16 protein-coding genes are annotated in these 23,727 nt (G+C 61.5%); 6 read left to right on the top strand and 10 right to left on the bottom strand.

The genetic code is table 11. The features are described 5' to 3' along the window. Positions 1-36: 36 nt before the first annotated feature. On the bottom strand, positions 37-2,283 hold the full coding sequence (locus VHX65_04055; protein HEX3997707.1) for a DNA topoisomerase VI subunit B: 2,247 nt from the start codon (positions 2,281-2,283) through the stop codon (positions 37-39). A 707-nt stretch (positions 2,284-2,990) separates the two neighbouring features. Between VHX65_04055 and VHX65_04060 the strand changes: the two genes are divergently transcribed. Both VHX65_04060 and VHX65_04065 read left to right on the top strand, forming a co-directional pair. Next, a complete protein-coding gene (locus VHX65_04060) occupies positions 2,991-3,329 on the top strand; it encodes a hypothetical protein (GenBank protein ID HEX3997708.1) in 339 nt (112 codons plus the stop codon). A gap of 208 nt (positions 3,330-3,537) precedes the next feature. Next, complete coding sequence (locus tag VHX65_04065; GenBank protein HEX3997709.1) at positions 3,538-3,903, top strand: hypothetical protein; 366 nt, start codon at positions 3,538-3,540, stop codon at positions 3,901-3,903. A 258-nt stretch (positions 3,904-4,161) separates the two neighbouring features. Here the strand turns inward: VHX65_04065 and VHX65_04070 are convergent, their stop codons facing one another. Continuing rightward, complete coding sequence (locus VHX65_04070) at positions 4,162-5,097, bottom strand: hypothetical protein (GenBank protein HEX3997710.1); 936 nt, start codon at positions 5,095-5,097, stop codon at positions 4,162-4,164. Positions 5,098-5,315: 218 nt separating this feature from the next. Beyond that, entirely contained in the window at positions 5,316-5,501 is a 186-nt protein-coding gene (locus VHX65_04075; GenBank protein HEX3997711.1) for a hypothetical protein, read from the bottom strand. Between the two features lie 261 nt (positions 5,502-5,762). On the opposite strand from VHX65_04075, the gene VHX65_04080 reads away from it, so the two are divergent. The 3 genes from VHX65_04080 to VHX65_04090 all read left to right on the top strand — a co-directional run bounded on the left by VHX65_04080 (position 5,763) and on the right by VHX65_04090 (position 11,970). Then, complete coding sequence (locus VHX65_04080) at positions 5,763-7,319, top strand: tetratricopeptide repeat protein (protein HEX3997712.1); 1,557 nt, start codon at positions 5,763-5,765, stop codon at positions 7,317-7,319. Further along, positions 7,316-9,634 (top strand): hypothetical protein, encoded by a 2,319-nt coding sequence (locus tag VHX65_04085; GenBank protein HEX3997713.1) that lies wholly within the window; start codon positions 7,316-7,318, stop codon positions 9,632-9,634. The genes VHX65_04080 and VHX65_04085 overlap by 4 nt, the downstream gene beginning before the upstream one ends. 470 nt (positions 9,635-10,104) lie before the next feature. After that, on the top strand, positions 10,105-11,970 hold the full coding sequence (locus VHX65_04090; protein ID HEX3997714.1) for a hypothetical protein: 1,866 nt from the start codon (positions 10,105-10,107) through the stop codon (positions 11,968-11,970). A 99-nt stretch (positions 11,971-12,069) separates the two neighbouring features. Here VHX65_04090 and VHX65_04095 read toward each other — a convergent pair whose 3' ends face one another. The 3 genes from VHX65_04095 to VHX65_04105 form a co-directional block, all read right to left on the bottom strand. Beyond that, positions 12,070-12,936, bottom strand: a complete 867-nt coding sequence (locus tag VHX65_04095; protein HEX3997715.1) for a rhomboid family intramembrane serine protease — start codon at positions 12,934-12,936, stop codon at positions 12,070-12,072. A 161-nt stretch (positions 12,937-13,097) separates the two neighbouring features. Then, positions 13,098-13,898: a metallophosphoesterase gene (locus tag VHX65_04100; protein ID HEX3997716.1), complete on the bottom strand. Its 801-nt coding sequence runs from the start codon at positions 13,896-13,898 to the stop codon at positions 13,098-13,100. A 79-nt stretch (positions 13,899-13,977) separates the two neighbouring features. Next, positions 13,978-14,901, bottom strand: coding sequence for a PHB depolymerase family esterase (locus VHX65_04105; GenBank protein ID HEX3997717.1), 924 nt, complete (start codon positions 14,899-14,901; stop codon positions 13,978-13,980). Positions 14,902-15,025: 124 nt separating this feature from the next. On the opposite strand from VHX65_04105, the gene VHX65_04110 reads away from it, so the two are divergent. Continuing rightward, a complete protein-coding gene (locus VHX65_04110; GenBank protein HEX3997718.1) occupies positions 15,026-15,826 on the top strand; it encodes a methyltransferase domain-containing protein in 801 nt (266 codons plus the stop codon). A gap of 10 nt (positions 15,827-15,836) precedes the next feature. On the opposite strand, the gene VHX65_04115 is transcribed toward VHX65_04110, so the two are convergent. The 4 genes from VHX65_04115 to VHX65_04130 form a co-directional block, all read right to left on the bottom strand. Beyond that, positions 15,837-16,532: a VWA domain-containing protein gene (locus VHX65_04115; GenBank protein ID HEX3997719.1), complete on the bottom strand. Its 696-nt coding sequence runs from the start codon at positions 16,530-16,532 to the stop codon at positions 15,837-15,839. A 365-nt stretch (positions 16,533-16,897) separates the two neighbouring features. Continuing rightward, positions 16,898-18,136: a TIGR02679 family protein gene (locus VHX65_04120; GenBank protein HEX3997720.1), complete on the bottom strand. Its 1,239-nt coding sequence runs from the start codon at positions 18,134-18,136 to the stop codon at positions 16,898-16,900. Then, positions 18,126-22,430, bottom strand: a complete 4,305-nt coding sequence (locus VHX65_04125; GenBank protein ID HEX3997721.1) for a TIGR02680 family protein — start codon at positions 22,428-22,430, stop codon at positions 18,126-18,128. Before VHX65_04125 ends, VHX65_04120 begins: the two co-directional genes overlap by 11 nt. Then, a complete protein-coding gene (locus VHX65_04130) occupies positions 22,427-23,710 on the bottom strand; it encodes a TIGR02678 family protein (GenBank protein HEX3997722.1) in 1,284 nt (427 codons plus the stop codon). Before VHX65_04130 ends, VHX65_04125 begins: the two co-directional genes overlap by 4 nt. Positions 23,711-23,727: the final 17 nt, after the last annotated feature.

The raw sequence follows: 23,727 nt of genomic DNA on the forward strand, positions 1-23,727 counted from the left end.
GGCAGTCGACTTCGCCGGCGACACGACTGGAGATAATTAGGGTTTTCCGGCCACGGCCTGAGTCGGCTTGGGCGGAGCCACAGGCGTTGGCGGCGGTGCGTTGCGGTCGACGATCAGCACGTTTTTGCCCAGATCGAGCTCTTCGTCTTCGATCGGCTTGCCGTCTTCGTCAAATTCCAGGTCGGCCTGGGCCGTTTTCTTTTTGGCCACCGTCAGCAGTTGGTTATACAGTTCGTCGCGGTCGGATTGGTTGATGCCGCTGACGGCATTGGCCACCTCGCCCAAATAGCGGAGAAACACGGTGCGACGCTCGCCTTCCTGCTTCACGCGCAAGCGGCGGCGGAGATACATGCCGAGCTTCCGCCCGACGGATTGCAATGCCAGCCGCAGCTCTTTTTGGATTTCCGGATACGAGGCGATCGCCTCTTTCGATTCGCTGGTGAACGGCACCCAAACGCTTGCCATGTGCACCATCACCGTGATCGGCGCCGACGGCAACGCGCCGCGCGATTGGCTCAAGCCATAGGCCCGCCAATTGGTTTGGACGATCATTTGCGTGATCGCGCAGGCTCCGTGCTGGAATTGCAGCGGCACGCGGTTGGCATACCGCAGCACGTTCATCGTCTGCCCTTCGTCGAGATTGACGCTGTGCAATGCGGCATGGAGCGCGGCGATTTCGGCCTTCTTGAGCCGCCCGGGCGATTGGCGCGGGGCCGATTTCGCTTCTTCCAAAATCTTGTCGGCGCCGGCGACGCCGAGGCCCGCGAAGGTGTTGGTGAGAAATTGGCGGAGCGTGCGGGCGTCGCTTTGCCCCAGCAGCTCGCTGAGCGTATCGAGCGGCACTCGTTGCGTTGCCGGGCTGCCGCCGTAGGCTAGCGCCGCTTCGATCACGAACGGATTGCCGCGATACACGGCCGGCGGGCGCGTGGCGGCGACATAAAATTCGCCGGGCACCACCTCGTGCAAGCCCTTGAGTAAGAGCTCTTCGCCGATCGGCGCGATGCAATCGGTCGCGGGCGGGCTGATCTTGGTTTGCTGGATGGCCTGAAAAATCGCATCGGCTTCGTGCCGGCCGATCTTCACCGTGTTGGCCCGCGGGCTGACTTTCGCCGATTCGCAGATCTTCCGCGCCACCGCCGGACTGACCCGGGAAAAACTGGTGGTGAGAAATTGCGACATCGTCGAGGCCTTCGCGTCTTTGAGCATCGTCATCAGCCGGCCCAGTTCGACGCCGTAGGGATGCGGCTTGATTTCCGTCGGCTCGGGGGGCAGATGCTCGGTCGAGCGTTCGAACGTGCGCGTCTGGTTTTCGGGGTCGAGATAGTGCAGGCGAACGTGTGGATTGGCGATCGCCGTCTGCTCGAGATATTCGTCGACGCTGCCACGGCCGCGAATGAACCGCCCTTCGAGCTCGATGGTCACTCGCGTGCCGTGGGCCGTGTCTTCGTTGCGGTCGTTGACGGCGATCCATTCGATGCCGTGCTCGGCGATGTATTTGGCCCCTTTTTCGCCCGGAGGAATATCGACCCCTTCGCCGCGGCCGTTGAGAATCTCGGGGCGGTTCACCTTGGTGTCGATCTGGATTTCGTAGTAGTGGGCCGGGGTGCGCGGCGACACCTTGGAAATAATCTTCACCGGTTTGCCGGTGGTCAGCACGCCATACATTCCCGCAGCGCTGATGCCGATGCCCTGCTGCCCACGGCTCATTCGCAAGCGATGAAACTTCGAACCATAAAGCAGCTTTCCGAAGATCAACGGAATTTGCTTCTTCAGAATGCCCGGCCCATTGTCTTGCACGCCGATCTTGAACCGGTTGTTGCCCGACGGTTGGATATGGACCCAAATTTCGGGCAGGATGCCGGCTTCTTCGCAAGCGTCGAGCGAATTGTCGACCGCTTCTTTCACCGTTGTGAGCAGCGCCTTGCGGGGGTTGTCGAACCCGAGCAGATGGCGGTTCTTGGCGAAAAACTCGCTAACGCTGATATCGCGCTGCGCGGCCGCCATCGATTGGGCGGTCGCTCGCCGACGGCGGTGGGCGGGGGCATGCTGCTTCGGGCCCGAGCCGCGCGGGGAAGAATCCTCTGCGGCCGGCTCGACGGCATCATCCGCTTGCTCGGCCACATCGGCGCCGTCAGCGGTTGCGCTCGCGCCGTTTTGAGACGCGTCATCCTCCACGGCCGATTCGCTCGGCTGCACGGCGAGGGCCTTCTTTGCATGGCCGTTGGACGTGGATTGGACCGGCACTTTCGCCGACTTTGGTTCCTTCGGGCGAACTCGGATCAAGGTGGGAAACTCCGTGTTGTTGTCGCGAGACTTGGTTCGGTGGGATGGCCGTGTCCCACGGGCTCTGCCAGTGCGAAGGCGGGCTAGCCCGGATTATTCATCGCGCCACACTAGCCCGAAGCGTAAGTGAGGGAGCCACCGTGGCCTGCCCTCGCTAAGGCTTCGGGCTACTATCCCGCAGCGTGTCGCGAATTCCGGGCGACTATGAATAATCCGGACTAGCGCTCCGGCGATCGTGATCTTCAATTCACCGGCGGCTAGCGCCTGGCCGCTCAGTCACCAACCATCCCCGCGAGCGGCAAGGCGCTAGCCGCCGGTATTTTTTGGCGAGACGTTCGTTGCGGCCAGAGGGGCGACCGCATTCTCGTCTGTTCCGTTTGCATCGACTTTGCGGATTATATCGGTCGATGGGCTGCGGTCCCAGCCGGGTTTGGCGCTAAACCCGGCATTCTGCGACGATCTGGCATATCCGTCATCCAAAGATTCACCGCTGCCGCCCCCCCTGGCCGAAAGTCTCAATACGCCCGGCCCCGCCGCACGACAATCGTCTGCGGAGCCGGTCCGGTCGCCCGAGTGCCCGGTCGCTGCGAGGCTGTGAACGAATGGGGACAGGCACCTCGCGACGATCGTTTTCTGTGGCGTTGTCCGAATCGGATTCGGAGCCAGTCCCCATTCTTTCACCGTCGCTCAGAGGAGGAGCCAACGCCATGAGATGGTTGCGATTTCCGGCCGCGATTGCGGTCTTGACGCTAGCGGCAAGTTTGTTCGGGGCCCGAACGGCAAAGGCCCAGGACTACTGCTGCCCCGGATTCGTCCCCGACGTGTTCTACAACTACTACGTCGGCCCGGTCGCGTGCTGCGACCACGGAGCCCTCGGGGCGCAGTTGTATGTGTCGCCGCTGCCGGTGCCGCCGCGCGTCGGTTGGACATATATCACGTATCAGCCGCTATTGCCGCAAGAATTTCTGTACAAGCACGAGCGACACTATTGGAAGCCGAACGGCCCGTACGGAGCAGGGACAACGACACACGTAATTTGGCACTAAAGGCGGATCGAAGGATAACTTCGACGTTGCGGTCCTCCCTCGCGAACGCTTCGGGCCAGTGTTCCGCAAATGCGAGGCGCGAAGCATTGGCGAGTCACGCGAGGACAAGCGCCGACGCTATTTTGCGAGGCCACCGAGCCATCGAAAATCTGGGCGCGGCCTCATCGCCGCCGCGACCGATCAATCCCCCCCCGCAAAGGACTCTGCAATGAACAAACTGCTTCTTAGCGGCTTGGCCGCGATCGGACTGGCGCTCGGCTTGGCCAGCCATGCGGCGGCCGCGACACCGTATCCGTATATCTATTGGCACAGCCTGCGGATGCCATGGCACACGGCCTATGCCGATGAGACCTATGGGCAGCCGATCGCACTGGTCGTGCCGCCGACCGTGGGCCTGCAGGCCCAATACGGATGGGGCGTTTGCGGCACGCGGATCACGCCGATCTACCACCAGTTTGCCCGGCCCTATCCAGGCCCCGGCGCGGGCTATGTGGGCAGGGGCTTCCTGCCAACTCCGGAATGGCCCAGCGACACGACGCAATTCGGAGTCTACTACATTCGTGGGCCGTGGTAGGAAGAAGACCGTGAGACTGCGGGCTATTAGGACGGAGAGGGGCAGTCGCCGGCAATAGCTGTTTCCCCATCGGGCAATTCGACCGCGGCTCGCCCGCGTCGAATTGCCCGATTCGATTGCGATTTGCCAAATCGAGCGCGGCACCTGGGCCGCCGCGGAGTGGCGGACTACGGAGACCGCGACTCCGTCGCGAAAGCAGCGCGCTAAGCGCCGCTCAGCAAATTTGTCTTGCCAGCGCAGGCAGACCGCGGGCGGCGACTACTTTCCAGCGTCGGCGTTGTCGGCCGGCTTCTTGGCGTTGGGATTTTTGGCATCGCCGGCTTTTGTGTCGGCGCCCTTGGCATCGCCGCTTTTGGCGTCGCCGGCTTTGTCGCCCGCGGCTTTGTCCGTCTTCGGCTTGTCTTTGTCAGTTTTGTCGGCTGGCTTAGCGTTTTTGTCGGTCGTTTTCTCGGTCGACTTTTCTTCCGTCGAGGTAGCGGCCAGATGAGTGCCGTGCTTCTTTTTCGGTTCGAGCGGCCTGGCCAATTCGATCGCCACGTCGATGCCGAGCACACGGTCGCCGCCGAGCTTCGCGCCGGAGATCGTGAGCTTGTCGCCGGGCGATGCCCACGACGGATCGCTTGCGTCGAGCTTCACCTTGGCGTCGGGAGCGACTTCGGCTTTCACTTTCAAATTGCCGCAGTTGACGTTGATGATGTTTTTGTGGGCGGCCGTGATGCGGCCTGCGCAGGAATACTCGGTCGTCTTCGGGTGCGGGCCTTTCTTCCTCGGCGCCGGTTCGTCGAACGCGTTGCCGCCGCCGGCTTCGTAGGCGCCGGGTTGATTGTTCGCATCCGGCGAGAAGATCACGAAGTCTTTGATCGGCTCGGTTCCTTTTCCAAACCGGTCGAATGTACCTTTGAATTGAACGTACATGCCGGGGGCGAGGAAATCAGCAGTCGCCCTGCCGGTCACTTTAACTTTCGACTTTTGAGCGTCGAACTGCACGATCACTTGCGTTCCGTCGAGGATGGCCTTCATGTATCCGCCCGACATGCCGACGTATTCGCCGGTCGTCTTGAACGTGGGCAGATTGATCACCCGCTGGCCCGGCTGAAGCCCGGGCTGGAGTTGCGCCCGGGCGGCCGGAGCGAATAGCAAAAACGCCGTACAAGAAATCGTGCACGCCGCGAGCTGCCGAGATCGGGTTCGCATTGCATCGCTCCTCTGATTCCGATTGCGTGAAATGAGCCTTCGCTGCCGCGTGACCCCCAAATCTTAGAATAACCCCCGCGGAATACGATTGCTAGCGAATGATTGTGTAAGTTCTGAGCCAATCAGCGGCCATTGTATCCCGGCTGGTGATGGCGGGCGATTCCCCAACAGAACAAGTCCACGGCACTCAAAGCGTGGTCCATGTGGGACTGGCGGTGCTAAATACGCAATGAGCCGCGAGGATCCAAACGGCCTTTTAGTTGGCCGACCATGTATTGATTGAAGGCGATTTGTCGCTTCCCCTTGCACTTGTCGACGATCAGTTCGACGGCTTCAGTCGCATGCTCGAATGGTATCTCGTCGAGCACCTGCCAGGCGATGAAGTTGTAGAGCCGCTCTTTCATCTTGGCTGGATCCTCGAATACTCCGCGACCCATTGCATCATGTCGATGCCCGGCATGTGCCAAGACTTCTGCCGCGATTGGCCAGCCGCAAAGATCCCTGACTCAAACTTGCCCACCACCGTTTAGCCCGTTTTCTTGACTCCGGCGAAATCGGGCTCTTATATTGAGGGTTCGTTCTTCTCGCCGCTTTCTCGTCGCTGGGGGTGACGGACCATGGGGCTTTCAATTCGCGCAATCGCTATTTTAGCCGCCGGATGCATCGTGGTTCTCGCTGCGTCGATTCCGCCGGTTTGGGCCGCGGATGCCGGCCGGAAATCGGCGCAAGCCGATGAATCCGATAACGTCGGGCGGCCGAAACCTTCGCCGGAAATCATCGCCGCTGCCGAGGCCCAGATCCGGCGGGCCAACGATGCCATTCAGACAAACCCGAAGAATTCGAAGGCTTATGCCCAACGTGCTCGCGGGTTCGAGATGCTCGGCGATTACGACAAGGCGATCACCGATTTTTCCACAGCCATCAAGCTCGACGACAAGATCGCGGCGGACTATGTCTCCCGGGCGTATGCCTTCGAGGCAAAGCGCGACTACGACAGCGCCATCAAAGACATGTCCGAAGCGATCCGGCTGCAGCCGAAAGACGCGTACGGCTACGTCCGCCGCGGCCGGGCCTTTCAACGCAAGCACGACTACGATCACGCCCTAGCCGACGCGGATCAGGCGATCAAGCTCGATCCGAATTCCGCGGCTGCCTATGGCCAGCGGGGGGAATTCTTCGCGGAAAAGGGAGACTACGATAAGGCCACGCGCGATTTCGAAAAGGCGCTCCAGATCGACCCCAAGAACACGCTCGTCCGCTATTTTCGCGCCGGGATGCGAATGAAGCAGGAAGACTTCGACGCGGCCATCGACGACCTCAACGAATTGATCAAGCTCGAGCCGAATTCGGCATACGGCTACACCGCTCGCGGAGCCGCATGGTTGCAAAAAGGGGATTGCGAGGCGGCGCTAAAAGACCTCACCGAAGCGATCCTCATCGATCCCAATAGCCCACTGCCGTATTACGAGCGCGGCTACGCCTGGCAGAAAAAGCACAGCACAGACAGCGCCATCGAAGACTTCAACACCGCGATTCGCATCGATCCAAAATATGCCCGGCCCTATGTCGGCCGGGGATATTCGCTGAGCAAAAAAGGCCGCTTCGACGACGCGATCAAAGACATTTCCAACGGCCTTCGGCTCGCTCCGCGCGACGCCCGGATTCTGGTGGTGCGGGCCAGTGTTTGGGAGAAAATGCACAAGCTCGACGACGCATTGAAGGATCTGGCCGACGCGATTCAAATCGACCCGAAGCTGTCGCCGGCATACAATCTCCGTGGGAATGTGTTCGAGAAAAAGGGGGACTACGCCGCGGCGGCGAAAGATTTGAACGAGGCGATGCGATTGGAATCGAAGCATTCCGCGGCGGCCTACAATTCGTTTGCTTGGCTCTATGCCACCTGCCCCGACGCCCGCTTTCGCGATGGCGCCAAGGCGCTCGAATACGCGCGGCACGCCTGCGAAGTGACCAAATCGCAAGAGTGGGCCGATCTCGACACGCTCGCTGCCGCCTATGCGGAAACCGCTGATTTTGCCAATGCCGTCAAGACAGAAGAGCAGGCAATCCACCTGGCCGCCGAGGATCCCGATGTGCCGAAAATGCAAGGGCGCCTCGCGCTCTACAAAGCCGGAAAGCCGTTTCGAGAAAGACTAAGCGGCGAGGTACCCGCGAAGCCCGCAGAAAAAATCCCGGCAGCGCAGAAAGGCCAGGCAAAGGAGTGAACGACGAATTCAAACATCGTTCTCGGACAGCGTTCTTGATTCTGTGTGCGATCGCGATTGTCTGTCAGCCGGCAATTCAGCAGCGGGCGGCCGCAAAGGAAGTCGAAGAACAATACCCCGCCGGCCAAACCCATCTCACCTACAGCGTCAAAAATGGCCTCCGCGAAGGCCCGCTGACGGAGTTCTATGAAAACGGCGCTCCGAAGGTCAAAGCCTTCTACAAAGACAATCTGCTCACCGGCAAATACGCGACCTTCTATCGCAACGGCAAACCGCAACTCACGGCCGCCTACCACGCCGGAAAGCTGCAAGGCAAACTGACGGAGTTCGACAAGCTCGGCCATCTCCAGCGCGAGGCGACCTATCGCGACGGCCTGCTGAACGGCCCGGAAATTCTCTACGAAGACGAATTGCCGCTGTGGCAAGTCAAGTGGGTCGATGGCCAAGCCGCCAAGATCAACGGGCTGCCGGTTTATCCGCGATCGCAAGACGAACTTTGGCATTCGCTGCAGGCGATCGCGCGCGGCGAAAGCGCGACGCGCTCCATGGGCGGCAAGACAACCTCGGCCGCGGCTTCCGCGTCCGACACCGACCGCCTGCTCGCCGTGCGGCGGCTCAATGCGTATCGTTATCTGGCGGAGCTTCCGGCCGACGTCGGCATCGATGCGGCGCAGAACGCCGCCGCGGAATTGGCGGCCAAATCGGCCGTCGATTCGGGCACCGCGGCGCAACCGCCCACCGAGTCGGCCAATCCCGGCTTGTCGGCGGCTCGAAACGATGCCGTCCGCAAGGCCATCGCGAATTGCTCGATTTTTTCCGGCCGTGAGCGAATGCCCGACGCGATCGACGAGTTCTTGCGCGGCTCGACGACCGAAACGTCCGGCGGCTTCGACGATCGCCGCTGGTGCCTGAATCCGGCCATGCGCACGATCGGCATGTCCCGCTCCGGCGACGTCGTGGCGCTCTTTAGCCACGACGATCGCCGCAAGATCGGAGCCGATTGGCAGCCGGCTTTGTTTCCTTGCCGCGGATTCATGCCGGTCGAATTCTTTTCGGCCGATCAGCCGTGGATGGCCTTGATCAATCCGGGCCGCATCACGCTCGATCCCAAGAAGTTCGACGTGATTGTCCGCCCCATCGACAACGACGCGCATCCGGGAAAGCCGCTAAAGATCGTCGACCGCCGGGTGCTTACTTCGCCGCAAGGGCTGCCGACGGCGCTGGTGTTCAAGCCGGCGGGAGCGGAAGTCGCGGCCGGGCGGCATTATTGGGTCGAGATTTGGGGCCTCAAAGCTTCCGGCGGAGCGGCATATCCGCTGCAATATCTGGTCGATTTCATTTCGGTGCATCCGGAAGATGGGGCCGCGCTGGCACTCGAGGGCGTGCCCAGCTATCCACGCACGCTCGACGATCTCCGCCGCGGATTGCAAGCGATTTACACAACGGTTCCACCCCCGTTCGCTCCCGCGGCGTCGAATGCCGCGGCTTCGCAACCAAAAAGCGCCGCGACGATCGATCCCGCGGCCGATGCCGATGCCGTTGCCGCCGTCCGCCGCCTGAACGCTTACCGCTTCGTGTGCGGGCTGCCAGCCAACGTCACGCTCGATGCGGAGCAAACCTATTACGCCCAGGCCGGCGCGAAGCTGCTCAAGGCCGTCGGCAAGCTCGACCACACGCCGGCCAATCCCGGCCTGCCCGAAGCAGAATACAAAGACGGCTACAACGGAACCAGCCATTCGAACATCTATCAAGGCAGCCCGAATACGCCCCTGGCCAGCACCGTCGATGCCTACATGAACGATTCCGATCCGAGCAATATCGATCGCGTGGGGCACCGCCGCTGGTGTTTGAATCCGGCGATGCAAACGACGGGCTTCGGCAAATACGAAGGATTTTCGGCGATGTGGAGCTTCGACAATCGGCGGCCGAACGCGGGCGCCTGGGACATCGTCGCCTATCCGGCTCGCGGTTATATGCCGGTGGAGTATTTTTCGCCCGACCACGCCTGGTCGCTGATTTGGAATTCGGCCCACGTCAAATTGGTCGCCAAGGATGCCGAGATTTCGATCCGCCGCCTCGACGACGCGCTGCATCCGGGCGAGCATTTGGAACTGGCCTATAAGAACGTGGAAACGAGCGGATTCGGCGGCGGCCCGGCCGTGATCTTCAAACCGAAATCGCTCGACATGACGCCGGGGCGGCGCTACGGCGTCGAACTAAAAGGAGCGACGGACCCTGCCGGCAAACCGCTCGCGATCCGCTACCTCGTCGAATTCGTCGACCTCGGCGGACGGCCGGCGGCGAATAGGAAATAGGCCCGCCTCTCGAAAATCGAGGTTCGTTTGGCGGCCCTGTCGGAGGCCGACGCGCGGCGAAATGCATCCGCGACCGAGTCGCGATTTACGCAGCACGCGCTCCGCGGGTTCCCGCCGCGATAGGACGCTCTCTCCTTGCCGGCGATGCGGGCTCTGGTGCTCACTGCGGCCGGCGGCCGACTTGCCGGGATGGGCTGGCTCAACGCGGCTCGACGGGCCGGTTTTCTACGAGCGAGGTCTGCCAATCTTCGTGCAGCCGCAGGGCATCGAACGGCGTGGGGGATTTTAGAGAGTGTCCCATTGAAGGATCGAGACTGCACGTCGGGGAGGCTGTCAGCCACGATCCAAAAACCGAATCTCTCCCTATGCTTGCCATTCACGCGGCGGGAATAGTATGCTTGAGTTTGCGGTGACGAGACGGACGCATCGGCCGCAAAAACCTCTTCGCAAAAAAATGAGGCAGCACGACGATGGTCAAATTCCGGAAGGCCAAGTTCTTTCTAGCGTTCGCCTTACCATTATCGGCCGGTGTGTTTGGCGCTGGCACAGGCATCGTGCTGGCAGGCCCTGCCGGCGCCGCCGGTCGCCCCGCCACGGCAACGAGCACAGTTCCCGTCACCGATCAGCGGATCAACGGGTTCATCGCCAAATTGGGTGATCCTCAATACGCCGTTCGTCAAGAAGCGCAAGAGCAATTGGCTAAGCTCGGCCCGGAAGCGTTCGATGCGCTCGTGGCGGCCCAAGAAAACGACGACTTGGAGATCGCGGCTCGGGCCCGTTATCTCGTGCATCTGATTCGCATCGATTGGATTCACGACACCGACTCTCCGCAGGTGAAAGAAGCCCTGCAGGACTACGACACGAAAAACTTGCGCGATCGGAAGGCCGTCATGTTGCGGCTCTGCCAGATGCCGCGCAGCGAAGCGCTCGAGGCGCTGTGCCGGTTGATTCGCTTTGAAAAGGCGGCGGTCGTGGCCAAGGAAGGGGCCTTGTGCATCATCCTGCAGCACGAACCGGCCGACACCGCTTGGCCTCAGCAAGCCAAACTGATCCTGCGCGCCCTTACCGGCAGCGACCGCGCCCCGGCCCGCTGGCTGCGCAACTACGTGCGCGGGCACGATGATCCCGAAGGAGCGCTTGCCGAATGGGACAATCTCGTGGCGGAAGAATCGACCGTCACCGACGGCGGCGATCAACAAGGCGAAACGCAGGTGCAAAATCTGCTCATGCGCAACTATGCCCAAATGCTGATGGCCCATCACCATCGCGAACGGGCGATCGCCGTCATGCGCAAGATGGTCGGCCGCGTGAACGACAACGTCGACTCGCTCGTCAGCTTCGTCGATTGGCTCGTCGAGGAGAAGGCGTGGGAGGTGGTCGACGAAACGGCCCGGCAATTCGACCGCACGTTTGCCGCCGACCGGACGTTGCTCTATGCCGAAGCCCAATCGTTCAAAGCCCGGGGAGATGAAGCGGCGGCCGAGAAATATGCCGATCAGGCGTTCAAGATCTCCTCGACTGAGCCGGAAGACGAGCTGGCCCGATTTGAAATTGCCCAACGGCTTTACATGCACGGGATGGTGGAATGGTGCGAGAAGGAATATCGCCGCATCGTCGATAGCGATCCGCCGGAGAGCCGGGAAGTGTTAAAAAGCCGCACGATCCTGGCCGAAATGTTCCACGACCAGCAGCGCGACAAGGAAGCGGCCGACATATTGAAACCGCTCGTCGATCAGTTGAAGCGAAACGGCGAGCTGGCCCAAAAAATGGTCGGCGAATATGAAATGCGCCCCGGCGCGATCCGAGCGCAATGGCACTATTATCTCGCGTGCCAATTCCACGCGAAGCACGACACCGGCAAAGAAACCGACGAACTCGACGACGCGATCGACAAAGGCGACCCGGCCGATCCCGATCCCGACGTGCTCATCGCCCTCTATCACTTGCCCAATCAAACTCCGCAGCAACACAAGCAAACGCTCGACTTGATCCATCGCGCGATCCAGTCGTACGAAATCAGCCTCACCGGCCAATCCGATTCCGAGCGTTCGCGAACCTACTACAACGAATACGCCTGGCTGGTCTCCAACACCGAGGGAGATTTTGACCGGGCGCTCGACTATTCCAAGAAATCGGTGGAACTATCCCCCGGCGAAGGCGAACTCTTGGACACGCTCGGCCATTGCTACGCCGCGAAAAGAGATTTCGAAAACGCGGTGAAGTATCAAACCAAGGCGGTCGAGCTGGATCCGAGTTCGTCGCAGATTCGCCGTTCGCTCGACGAATTCCGCAAAGCACGCGACCAATCGCAAGAGCACGCGAAACCGGCAAAGTAGCAGGCACGCGCCGTGTGCCGTCTGCGCCGCACTGCGCTTTGCCCCTCATGTAGCGCCGAAGGCACGCGCCGTGTGCCTGCTACTTTGGTTCCGCGGCAATCATCGCCCATGCCGGAAGCGGCGGCTGAGTTCTTCGAGTTCGCGGCGTTCGTCGGGCGTCAGGCTGGTTTCTCCCTCGCGGCTGATCTTTTCCAAGATCTCATCAACGCGCTTTTGCACTTCGCGCTGCGTCTGCGGCTCATCCTGTTCGGAGCGGACGCGCAATTTCGGCCCGCCGATCTTGGCCCATTTCGGCCAGCGCCGCGGCACGAGCGACGCCAGGCACCAACCGGTCTGCACGTAAAGCAATCCTAAGAGTGCGCCCGCGATATGCGCGGCATGGGCCGTGTTGTCGTGCGGATTCTTCGATACGACGCCGAAAAAATCGAGCCCGACGTAAAAGATGCCGAGCGCCCATGCCGGAACCGGCAACACGAAATAGAACAGAAACATCCGCTTCGGATAGTTGATAATATAGACGACCATGATTCCCATGATGGCCCCCGAGGCGCCGATCACCGGAATATCGCTCTTCGAAAAAAATTGCAGGCAAACCCAGGCCAACCCCGAGCAAATCACCAGGCTGAGGTACAGCCGCATAAAATTGTCGCGGCCGTAGAGCCGTTCGACATCGGGTCCAAACACCCACAACACGAACATGTTGCCGCCGATGTGCATGATGCTCGACGGATCGTGGGCAAACCCGTAGGTCAACAGCGTCCAAAAATCCCATGGATGGCTGATCAAATCGGGCCAGAGCGCCATGTGCGCGTCCAGCCAATGTTCGTCGCGGCCGACGCGGTCCGTAAACTGGTCGACCACGAAAATCGCGACATTGATCACGATCAACGTGGTCACCGCCGACCAATTGCCGAATGGCGAGCGGCGCGTTTCGCTGCGGTAGTAGTCGCGATCGTAAATGCCCATCGTCGAGCAGCCCGGCCGGAGTTATTGGAAATCGCTTTTCAGCATGGTACTCGGCGACAGGCCCGAGGGGCTAGGGGCGACGCACGCGCGAAACCGCAAGCGAGCTTCCGTGCCGTTTCGGTTTGGGGCTCGCCCGCGGTTTCGCGCGTCGCCCCCCGCTGCTAGCAATCCGTTTCCAGCAGCGATTGGATCACCGGATGGCCATATTTCGCGCCGCCAGTATGAATCGTCAGATTCGGCAACGGCTGGGCAACGCCGGGGCTGTGCGTATGGCCGCAAAAGACCGTGAGCTGCCGATCGGCGTGCCGGCGCATCGTTGCCAGCAGCACGTCCCCCATCGCTTTGCAGGTGAAATGCGGGGCCCATTCGTCGTCGGAAATCTGGCCCTCGTGCCAACAGGCTTCGCGCAGCGGCGGTAGATGCGTCGCCAGCCAGACGCGCGGATATCGCGCCAGCGCGACTTCCAGCCGCTCGCGAACCGCCTCCGCCGCAGCGTCGCCCAACGCCATGAGCACAGGCCAGCGCTGCGACTTCGTCATGTGCGCCAGCTCGGCAATCAACCGATAGTCGTACATCATGACCATCGACCGTTCGTAGTCGCCAAGCCGCGCGTCGGCCCAGCCGTCGTGGCCGATCAAGCCCAGATCGGGCGACAATTCGATTGCTTCGGGCTGCGCGGTCAGATAATGCAAATTCGGCCGGCCGCGGCACAAATCGACGACCGCCTGCCGCACCCCTAGAATCGAGCCGTAGTAGAAATCGTGATTCCCCAACACGAAATAGATCGGCCGATCGAGGGCCGAATCCATTTCCGCGAGCCGCTCGACGACGTGCGGAGCGTCGGAAATATCGCCGGTCAGCATCACCGCGTCGGCCCCCCTCTTGCGCACCTCCGCCAGAAACGCCTGCACCTGCGGTGGCTCCATGAAATCGAAATGAATGTCGGTAAGCCAGGCGAGCATCGGAAAGCAAGGGTGAGGGTGAGGGGACAGGTCAGGGTGAGGAAATAGGGTTCGGCGTTAGTTCCTCATTCGAGCTTCGTCATTCTTTAGACATTCGAGCTTCATTCGTCATTTCCTCCATCGGGTGGCGACTAAAGAAATCCCACATCCGATCGTTTGCCGAAATCAGGTGCGTCGATCGGCCCAGGAAAAACAAACGCGGATGGCGGCCGGGCCACGTGTGGCCGCCCCCTTCGACGATGTACAACACCACCTCCGCGCAATCGCGGCCCGGGCCATACGTCTTGCGAACCACGGCCTCGACCCCGCCATCCGGCCAGCGAACGTCCGATTCCAATCGCCATATGTCCGGCTCCGTTGGGCAGCCGTCGGCCTTGATCCAGGCTTGGATCGCGTGTTCGACCGAAAAATGTTCGGTCCCGCTCACGCTCTTTCGCCCGCGCCCGCCGCCGATCGGGCAGAAATCGTCGTCGCTGCCATGAAAATGAATGACCGGCACCGGCCGTATCGGCGCGCATGTCGCGGTCCCCATGGAACCGGCCACGGGAGCGATCGCCGCAATCTGGTCTGACAATTCCGACGCCAGGCGGTAGCTGAAAATCGCCCCGTTCGACATGCCGGTCGCAAACACCCGCCGGCGATCGATCGCCGCGACGGTCGCCAGGTCGCTCAACAGCCCGCGAACGAACGCCACATCGTCGATCTGCTGCTGCCGGGCATAGCCGCAACAATTGCCGCCGTTCCAGGTGAGCACGCGCGGCAGCCGGCCGCTGCCGTTGGGATAGACGCAAAGAAATCCGGCCGCGTCGGCCGTTTCGCTCAGGCCGCAAAATCGGGCCATCTGCTCGCCATTCGAGGCCCCGCCGTGAAACGCCAAAACCACAGGCATGGCCGTCGCTCCGTCGTACTGCGGCGGCACGTGAATCCAATAGCGCCGCTCGAGGCCGCCCACCGAGAGAGTGCGGCAAGCATCGCCCGGCCTAAGCGGCGAATCGGATGACATTGTTCTGGTTGGCGCATTCACGGGTAGGCATCAAACCGGCGGTTCGACAATACTATACACAAAGCAGCCGCCTTGCATCGGGCGATTCACCAGCCCCGCCCGCCGACTATTCGGAGCCGAATGCATGTCGAACACGTCGAACTTCAACGCGCTCGCCGAGCACTACGCGCAATTTCGCCCCGGCTATCCGCTCGCGATCTTCGAGCAGCTCCGCGCATGGATTGCCGCCGACGTGCTCGAGCACACGCCGCTATTGATTGATGTCGGCTGCGGAACGGGCATTTCGACCCGCCGATTGCGGGCCGCGTTCGGCGATGCTGCGAAATTCCAACTCGTCGGCCTCGAGCCATCCGACGAAATGCGAAAGCAAGCCACGGAAGGAACGCCGGCCGCAGACCGGATCGAATTTCGCTCGGGCGTTGCCGAGTCGCTGCCGTTTGCCGACGGCTCGGCGGCGCTGGCGATGGCGGCGCAGGCGGCCCATTGGTTCGATCGCGAGCGATTTTACGCCGAAGCGGCGCGAGTGCTCGCGCCGGGCGGAATCGTGGCGCTGGTGTTCAACAATCGCCGCTGGCAAGACGATGCGTTTCAAGAGGATTTCGAAACGTTGCTGGAGCGAATTAGCCCAGGCTATTCGCGCTCGTATCGCGATTTCGCGTTTCTTGCGGAACTACAAGCCCAAAACGATTTCGGACCGGCCGCGCAGTCGCACGTCGATTGGATTCGGCCGATGACCTGCGCCGAATTCTTCGGCATGTGCCTTTCGACCACGTATATCCATCGCGCGATCGAAGCGTCGAGCCAATCTGCGATCGAATCCGAAATCGAGTCTCTGTGGACCCGCCACCTCGAGCGCGACCAATCTCTCCCCGTCCCCTACCGCACCACCCTCCTAACCGCCCCCCGCCGCAATCCTAACCACTAACCACTAACCACTACTTCTTGTCGAAATCCACATACACATGCTGCCCGCCGCTGTGGTTGGCCAGCCGGATGAGCATGTTTTCGTGCGTGGTGTCGGGGGGCGAGATCTGGATTACGTTGATCACGGTCGCGGCGGTGTTGGCCCGTTGCACGCGGGCCAATTCATCGGCCGTCAGATCGTCGGGCGGATCGCCGTCGGTGAGCATGAAGATCGCGTCGGGATGCATCCGCAGGGCCATGAGCAGTGCATCGGCATGCTTGGTGCCTCCGCCGGCTTCGATGCCATCGACCCATTGCTTGGCCGCCCGTTTGTTGGCATCGCTGGCGAAGATCAGCCGTTTGCCGGTCGGATCGATTTGAAACATCTTCTGCGCATGGTTGTAGAAGATGATGTAGAACTGCTGCAGATCGCTGAGCGCGTCGATGCTCCGCAGCAGCTCGGCTTTGGCCCGATTGAGGGGCTTATTGCCCGGCACGCCCATGCTTCCGGAGCGATCGAAGACATAGACGAATTTGGTGCCTTTTCCTTCGACGCCGAGGAGCGTCGCCTTCCCTTCGCTAAGCGCCGCCGTACTCCCCGGCTCCGCCGCCGCAGCGGTCCGTGGCGATGGATCGCCCACGAGCCAAAGCGTGGCCAGGATTGCCCCAAGCACGATCGGCACGGCCGCAAATCGCGAGATTGCAATCGCCAATCGCCGCGCGAACATCGATCGATCCTCCGAGAAAGCGTTTCCCCTCGACCGATTGTAAGCCGCCGCCGCAGTCATCGTCCAGCAAATGCCCCGGCCGGCAAGCGAACTCGCCCCAACGTAGCAGGCACACTCCGTGTGCCGTCTGCCCTGCTCCGTGCGCTGTCCACCGCGAAGCGTCGAACGCCACCAGGCACCCCGTGGGATCGCTGCGAGAGTCAGCGGCGCGATCGTCACGTATTTTGAATTCCGTTTCATTGATATAGACTCGCCGAGCAGATTCTCGTTGCTCAAGAACCGCACATTCCGTCCGCGAGGCTCGCCAATGTGATCCTCGTGTCGCGGCCTTGCGCTCAACGGCGCCCCGGAAATATCGGACCCCTCTAATCGCCCTCATGCAGATCTTTTAGCAAAGCGTGCAGAACCGATTCTTCATGGACGGCTTTGCCGGACGCAAACATCGCCTGCCGAAGTTCGAAGTCCCAAGGAGTGTCGCTGGGCTTTCCCTTCAGAGGTCGGCCGCACGCGACCGATCTGTAATCGCCGGCGGCAAAACGCCAGGGGACGAACTGGGAAAGGTTCCATAGTCGCCTTGCGATCCGAATGCCGCCCCAGTCAAAATCGCCATGATAATGAAGCGAAAAGCCCTGCCCGCGCAGTAGACCCAGGAGAGTCTCCGCCGCCAGATTGGGCTGTCCTTCGACGCTGACAAGCGGACGGCAGCGGAGTCCAAGCCGATCGGCGGCCGCGGAGACGATGCTGGGATTCTCGCAGACGAACACCTTGCGGCCGGCCGTTGGATCGAATTGGCAGCTCGGCACGTGCCGGAGTTGACGAAACGTAACGCGGCACGGTTCACCTTGGCGACGGTACATGTGCAGGGCGTCGCCCAATGGTGTTCCGCTGAGCGCCGGCAGATTCAGAACCAGCACCGTGGCGCACAGTTGATCCGGGACAACACCGACCGCCGACCATGCGGCACGCGTCGTGGTTGCGTTGCGAGGAGGATCAACCGCCGCAAGGGCCGCAGCGGCGCGGACCGACAATCGCCCACGATCCGTATCGGAATCGAGCGCATGGCTGTCGCCAAACAGGTCGGCCGACAATTGCGCAAGCGGAATCGGAGGCTGGCTTGGCAGCCGGTCGAGGACCACAAACATGTCGTCGATCAGCTTGCGAGCGATTGTCGGATCATCGCCGCAACGGCGACGAATCCAACCACCGCCCTGAAGATCGACGAGCCAGCCGCGCAGCGAATCCGAGTGGGCGCAGCGATCGAAGGCCTCGCTCCAAAGGGACTTCCACGCGTCTTGTTCGCAACGGCGACGGCCGCGCTCGTCTTCGACGGAATTGCCGTGGGCCGCTTCGACAAGATGACGGAGCGATCCGAATCGTTCGTCGCGGATGGCGATTTGCGTCAATATATCCAGGTCGATCGAGCGGCCGCTGGTGGCCCGTCCACCCATCAATGCGGCGATGGCGCGGCGTTCCGAGTCGTCGGCATCGTGGAGCCGGATGCGGCCGGTAAGCGGCCGGCCTCGGCGAAGTCGCTCCACCAGGCGATCTAGCAATCGCCTGAGATCTGGCTGACGAAATCGGCTGGCCAGCGGATCAAGTTCCATTTTCGCCATCCGCACGTTTTACGGAATCGGCGCCCGACATTACCTCGGCGGCACTCTGCCCGTTCGCATGCGTCGCGAAATCCGCCGCCGATGCGTCCGCGGGCAACATAATCGCGGGACCGAGTTGCCGTTTTCCATTCCAAATAAAGACCTCGTTCAAGACGGCCGCCAGATCGGGGGCTCGCGACAAACGGCAGATCGCCAATGCGGGCACCGATGGATAGCAGCCGCGCTCGTTTTCACTGGTCATCAGCACGTCCAGGTCGAACGATACGAGCAGTTCCATGCAACTTCCCCGATTGTCGCTGCTGATGCCGGCAAATGCCTCGTCCAGGAGGATGAACCGCGGGGCATGTGGATGGGCCGATCGATAGTACGCGGCCGCCGCGGCAAGCTGAGGCAAGGTGAGCGCGATTGCCTTCTCGCCGCCGCTGCCTGGACCGTAAGTGCGACGCGTCAGCAGACGCCATGGTTGCTCGGGCCCCGATCGACGTTCGATCCGCAGGACGTGCCAACGTCGATAGTCCAGGGCCGCCCGCAATTGCTCGTAATGAGATCCGACATCGTTGTGGATTCGTTCGGCCTGAATCTGCCTCTGCAGAAAGTGGATCAAGGACTCGCGCTCCTCGGCCGACCAAGTTTCCTGCATGCGGATCATCACGCCACGAGCGGCATGCAACTCCGGCGACGCGTCCTCGGTTAATTCCAGCCGAAACCGCATCTGCATTCCGGTGCTCATCGGGCGCCGGGCCACCTCGCGATTCATCAATTCGACTAGCTCGGCGGCCTCGTGTAGTCGACGGTGTAGTTCCGAACCAACTTCGCCCAGTAAAAAATCTTCAAAGACGCGGCGTTCCTTCTCGCTCAATACCCGCTCGTGGGCATTGACCTCTTCCTCCAATTGCTCGGCAAGCTGATCGATGCGCACGATCGTGCCCCGAAATGGGACGTGGACCAATTGCATTCCATCGGCCAGGAATTCAGGTTCGGGAGTAATATCGCGGGCCGCGAGGCGCGATCGCAACGCCTCGCGCTCCGTATGCACGCGCGTTTGCGAGCGTTGCCAGGCGTCGTCATCGTGCTTGACCGTTTGGCTTTCGCGCTCGATGAGGCGGGCCAAATCGATTCCATCCGTCATCGACCAGGGAATGTCTGGTGAAGCAAGGCCGAGCGCGGCCACCTTCAACAATCCTCGCTCGGCCCTCGCTTGCAAGAACTCGACGGCTTCTCGTCGTGCGCGGTCTTGCCGACTTATTTCGTCAGCATATTGCAGGCGCTGGTTTCTTAAGACGGCCAGTTGCTCGCCAAGCTCCGCGAGTTCGTTTTGCAAGGATTTCTGTCGCTCCTTTTCCTTGCTCAGTTCGCTACGCGAGTCCGCGAGTCTGGCGATTATCTCCTTGGCTGCGGCGCCGCAAGTTTCCAAAAGGGTCTGCAACTCGACTTCGCGCTGATGGGCGGTCTGGCGGCTCAACTCCAAATTTCGGTGAGCTTCGCCATGAGCTTCGCCGGCCTGTTGATGTTCCGAGCGGGCCTGATTCAGCCGCTCCAATTCGAGCGTCAACGTGTGAAATAATTGCTCCAGGATTCGGAGTTCCTGCTCATAACGGTCCAACGTCGCCAATAGTTCGTTCGCCCGGTCCGACCAGTCGGCCAAACCCATATCGGACGCATCCTGATCGCGCCGGCTCACGAGCGAATTGAGCCCGCATTGTTCTCGCTGCTCGAGCTCTGCCGCTTCCCGCCGGCGCAACTCGGCCATCGCCGCTTGGCGCTCGACCTCACGCCAATGCGCCAACGCCTCGCGAAGCGGCAATTCGATTGGCAGATTGCGTTGCTCGTCGTTCAACCGCTTTCGCCTCGCGCTCAATTCTTCCAAACGATCGGAGAGCGAATCGTCTTCGATCATGCCGGCATTCACGGCCACTTCGATTTCCTCGATCTTCCTCCGGCGATGCCGTCCGCGCGCGGAGGTCCCGATATATTGCGAATCCTCCTTTTGCCAGCAGCCGGTCAGCGCGCCATTCCGCCAGTGGCCCGTCTTGTCGACCCACACCCGGCCGGCGTCCGTTCCCACGCCGATTCGCCGAAGGATCGCATCGACGGTTTCGCGCGCGATCCCCGATTCCGAAAAACCTCCGGCCGGCGCGAGCACCCGCGAAAGCTGGCGTTCGAACGGAAGATCTTGCGACTCGGACACGTCAAGAATCGTATCATTCCTATCCGCATCGCGCAGGCGCCCCTCCGATTCGATCCAAGCGTCGAGCAGGCCCGACGCTTCGAGTGCCGCTTCCCAGCCTGCATGTTCTGATGTTGGAACGGATTCGGCAAAGTCGACCATCCGCCACAGCGGTGCTCCCGGTTGGGCCTGCCGTGCCACCGGGTCACGCGTCGGAGGAGCGGGCGGACATAGTTCAACGCCCGCGCGAAGTTCCGCCAATTGGTATTGCCATTCCCGTTGTTGCTGCTGGAGCATTGTGCGGCGGTGCATGGCTTCCGCCTCGTCCGTGGCGATCGTGGCGAACGAACGGCGCAGGGCTTCGTCCACCACGTTCGTCAGAGGGCTTGCCCCGCTGGCTTCCTCGGCCCACTTCATCCAGGAAATCTCGATCGCCGGCAAATCGAAAAAGTCGCATCCCAATTCCGTCGAAGCGCCGTGCCATTGCAAGATGCCCGTCCATAACGACGCACGGGTCGCATCGATAACCGATGATTCGTCGATCACGCGACTGGCGGCGCTGTCGTGGTCGCGCTCTCGATCCTCCAGACTACGGCGCGCATCACGCCAGCGGGTGCGCTGCTCGGCGATTGCCGTCTCCGCGGCGGATAGCTGCTCGGCGAGCGTCCGCCAGCGGCGAGTCTCTTTGCGGAGGATATCCATTGCCTGCCGCACCTCCGGGGAAGTCAAACCAGGGCGGCCGGCAAGGCCATCGAACCGACGTTGGTGTTCCGCCGCCAGTTCCGCCGGCGCGGCGATTAGAGAGGCCGCGGATACGGCGGACGGCAGGCCCTCAAGGCTGGCGGCAACGCGATGTTCTCCATCCGCGACCGTATTTTGTCGCTGGTGAAATTGACGCTGAGATTGGTCGTAGGCGCGTTTGAAACGCTCGACCGTGGCCTTGTCGTCATCGACCATGCGTCGTTTGTCGTCGAGCCGGTTGGCCGCCCGCGCGTCGTCGCTCTGCACCAATGCGTGAATCCGAGCATCGAGGGCCTCGATTTGCGCTTCAACCGCAGCGCCTTCCGCCATTTGACGCTGTTGTGCGACCTCGAGATCATCGAGTTGGCGGACATTGTCGCGCAAGCGCCGACTCGCGGATTCATAACTGCTGTTGGCGTTGCGAATACCGTCGGCGGCTCGCCGCAATCCGATTCGCACGTGTTGCCGATAGTGCGCGAGGAAGGATTGGGTGTGCGCCAGAGAGTCGCGCGAAGCCTGCAACCGCTGCCGGTCGGCGTCCAACGAACGAAATGCTTCGGCGGCGTTTGCCATCAAGCCGCCGGACATAGGAGGAAGCGATTCCCGTAGCGCCGATTCCAGATGCTCCAAGTCCAGCTTCTTCGCCAACTGCGGCTGACGCAATTGAAGCAGCAGATCGATCAGCGGCGCAAAACGATCGCCCAAGCGAAATAACTTATCGTCAACGGCGCGCTGGTAATCGCCGGCTCTTTCGAAGATCTCGCCCTTGTCGGCCAGCGCCTCGCTCAACTGGCGTTGCGTCAACGCCGTCTCCTGCGGCGTGACCAGGCGCAAATCTCGGTCGACGCGTTGAGATGTGATGAAAAACCAATGGTCGACGATTCCTCGGTCTTCAACCGCACGCAGCCCGCAACCGAGCGTGAGAAATTGAGGGCCTTCGGCCGGATCGCATCGCCCCAATTCCAACCAGGTGTAACCGAGCCGGTCGTGATGTTCGCCCATCAGCAAATTCCAGGCGACTTGCCTCGTCGAATCGCGATCCGGTTCGAATCGTGTCGAACGCAGATCGCCTTCGAGCAAGAATGGCAAGAGGAAGGCCAAAACACGGCTCTTGCCCGTCGCATTGACGCCGCGCAGCAACAGGCGACCGTCGGCAAACGGAAACCGCTCGTCTTGAAAGAGATAGATGTTCAGCAAGCCGGCCCGCAACGGCTGCCATCGCTCGCGACGCGGTTGGGGAAGTTGTCCCTCGAGCAATTGGCGGCTCCAGTCAATGGAGTTCAACCCGATTAGTTCTTCGCGGATCGTGGAGTCGTCGTTTCGAACGGCTGGCTCACCCTGGCTCGGCAACGGCGCGACTTCTCGCGGGGCGCTCATTGGTCGCCTCCGATGGCATATCGTGCGATGGCCGGCCTGGGCAAGATTTGGTCGCCACGGATCTCCAATAGTCCCAGGGCCTCCAATCGCGCGATGACGTCGTAGGCAAGCGATTGCCGCGCCGCGGGTTGCTCGATTCCCCTTCTCCAACGACCGGCGTGCTCAACGGTCAGCTCGGCCATCCGCGCGTGAAGTTCGCTCCAAGAAACGCCTGGCTCGGCGCCCGACCGCAGCCGATTCGCCAACCATTCGGCCATCAGCAGCGTGGCATGCCCGCGGGTGCCAGTCTCGGGCAGGCCGGTGTCCGTCAGATCCCCCTCGGGATCCAGCAGCGCAATTCCCTCTTTTCGCACTTCGGGCACCAGTCCGGTTTCGCTCGCGATTTCGTTCAACAAATAGCTCCGCTGGCTGGTCAGGTAGTCGAGTTCTTGCTCGGTGAGCAGGTCGAAATAGAGCACTGGGTTATCCAGCAAGCGTCGCACTAATTGGTGGCGGATTTGACGATTGCGAACGTCATCGGAATCCGGCATTTCCGTCTCGTGCAGCGCGCTCAGCCGTTCTTTCCAGGACAAGCGAGACAACGTCGAAGGAGGGTGAGTGACGCACAGCAGCGACGTCAACACCGCGCGATTGATGCGATACAGCGCATCGCCGGTTCCGCGCACGAACTGCTGATCGTCGCCATCGTCGCGAACCATGACGTGCAAGGATTCGAGCAGGCGAATAACGCTCACCATGTCACGGCGACAGTCTTGCTCGGCCAGGTCGAATTCAAAACCGCCGGCTTTCAGTCGCGGCTCGGCACTGGCCGCCAACTGCGTGCGACGCGCCACTTGCTCCAGGGTTGTCTGTCGATCCTCGTTTTCGAGGATGGCTAGCACCAGGCAAAGCAATGCGTAACGTCGGCGAGGCAGTGGCTGACCGCTCGAACACTCGATCGCCCCGCGAGTGCAGTCGTCTAAGGTGGCCGGAGTTTTTCGCAGTCGAACTAGATCGGTTTGAAACACCAACGTCCAGCCCGCCATGCGTGCCAGCCAATCGTGGAGATAGGCGGCGTGTCGTTGCACGAGCCGATATTCGTCGGCATGCGCTCCGCCGGCGGGGAGGATCGCGTGCATGAGGAGGGCTCGCAACGCCGTTTGCCGCTCGGTCGATTCCGTCTCCGCAGATGCGCTGCGCAATTGCCCGTCGGCCGGCAGGCGTTGTGCGCCGCGAGTGTTCGTCGAGCGAACGGGCTCCGGCGACGGCAATTTTTCGACGCGAACCGCTGAGTCAATCATTTCGCGATTCTCCCGCC

Source organism: Pirellulales bacterium (assembly GCA_036267355.1).
Lineage (GTDB): Bacteria > Planctomycetota > Planctomycetia > Pirellulales > DATAWG01 > DATAWG01.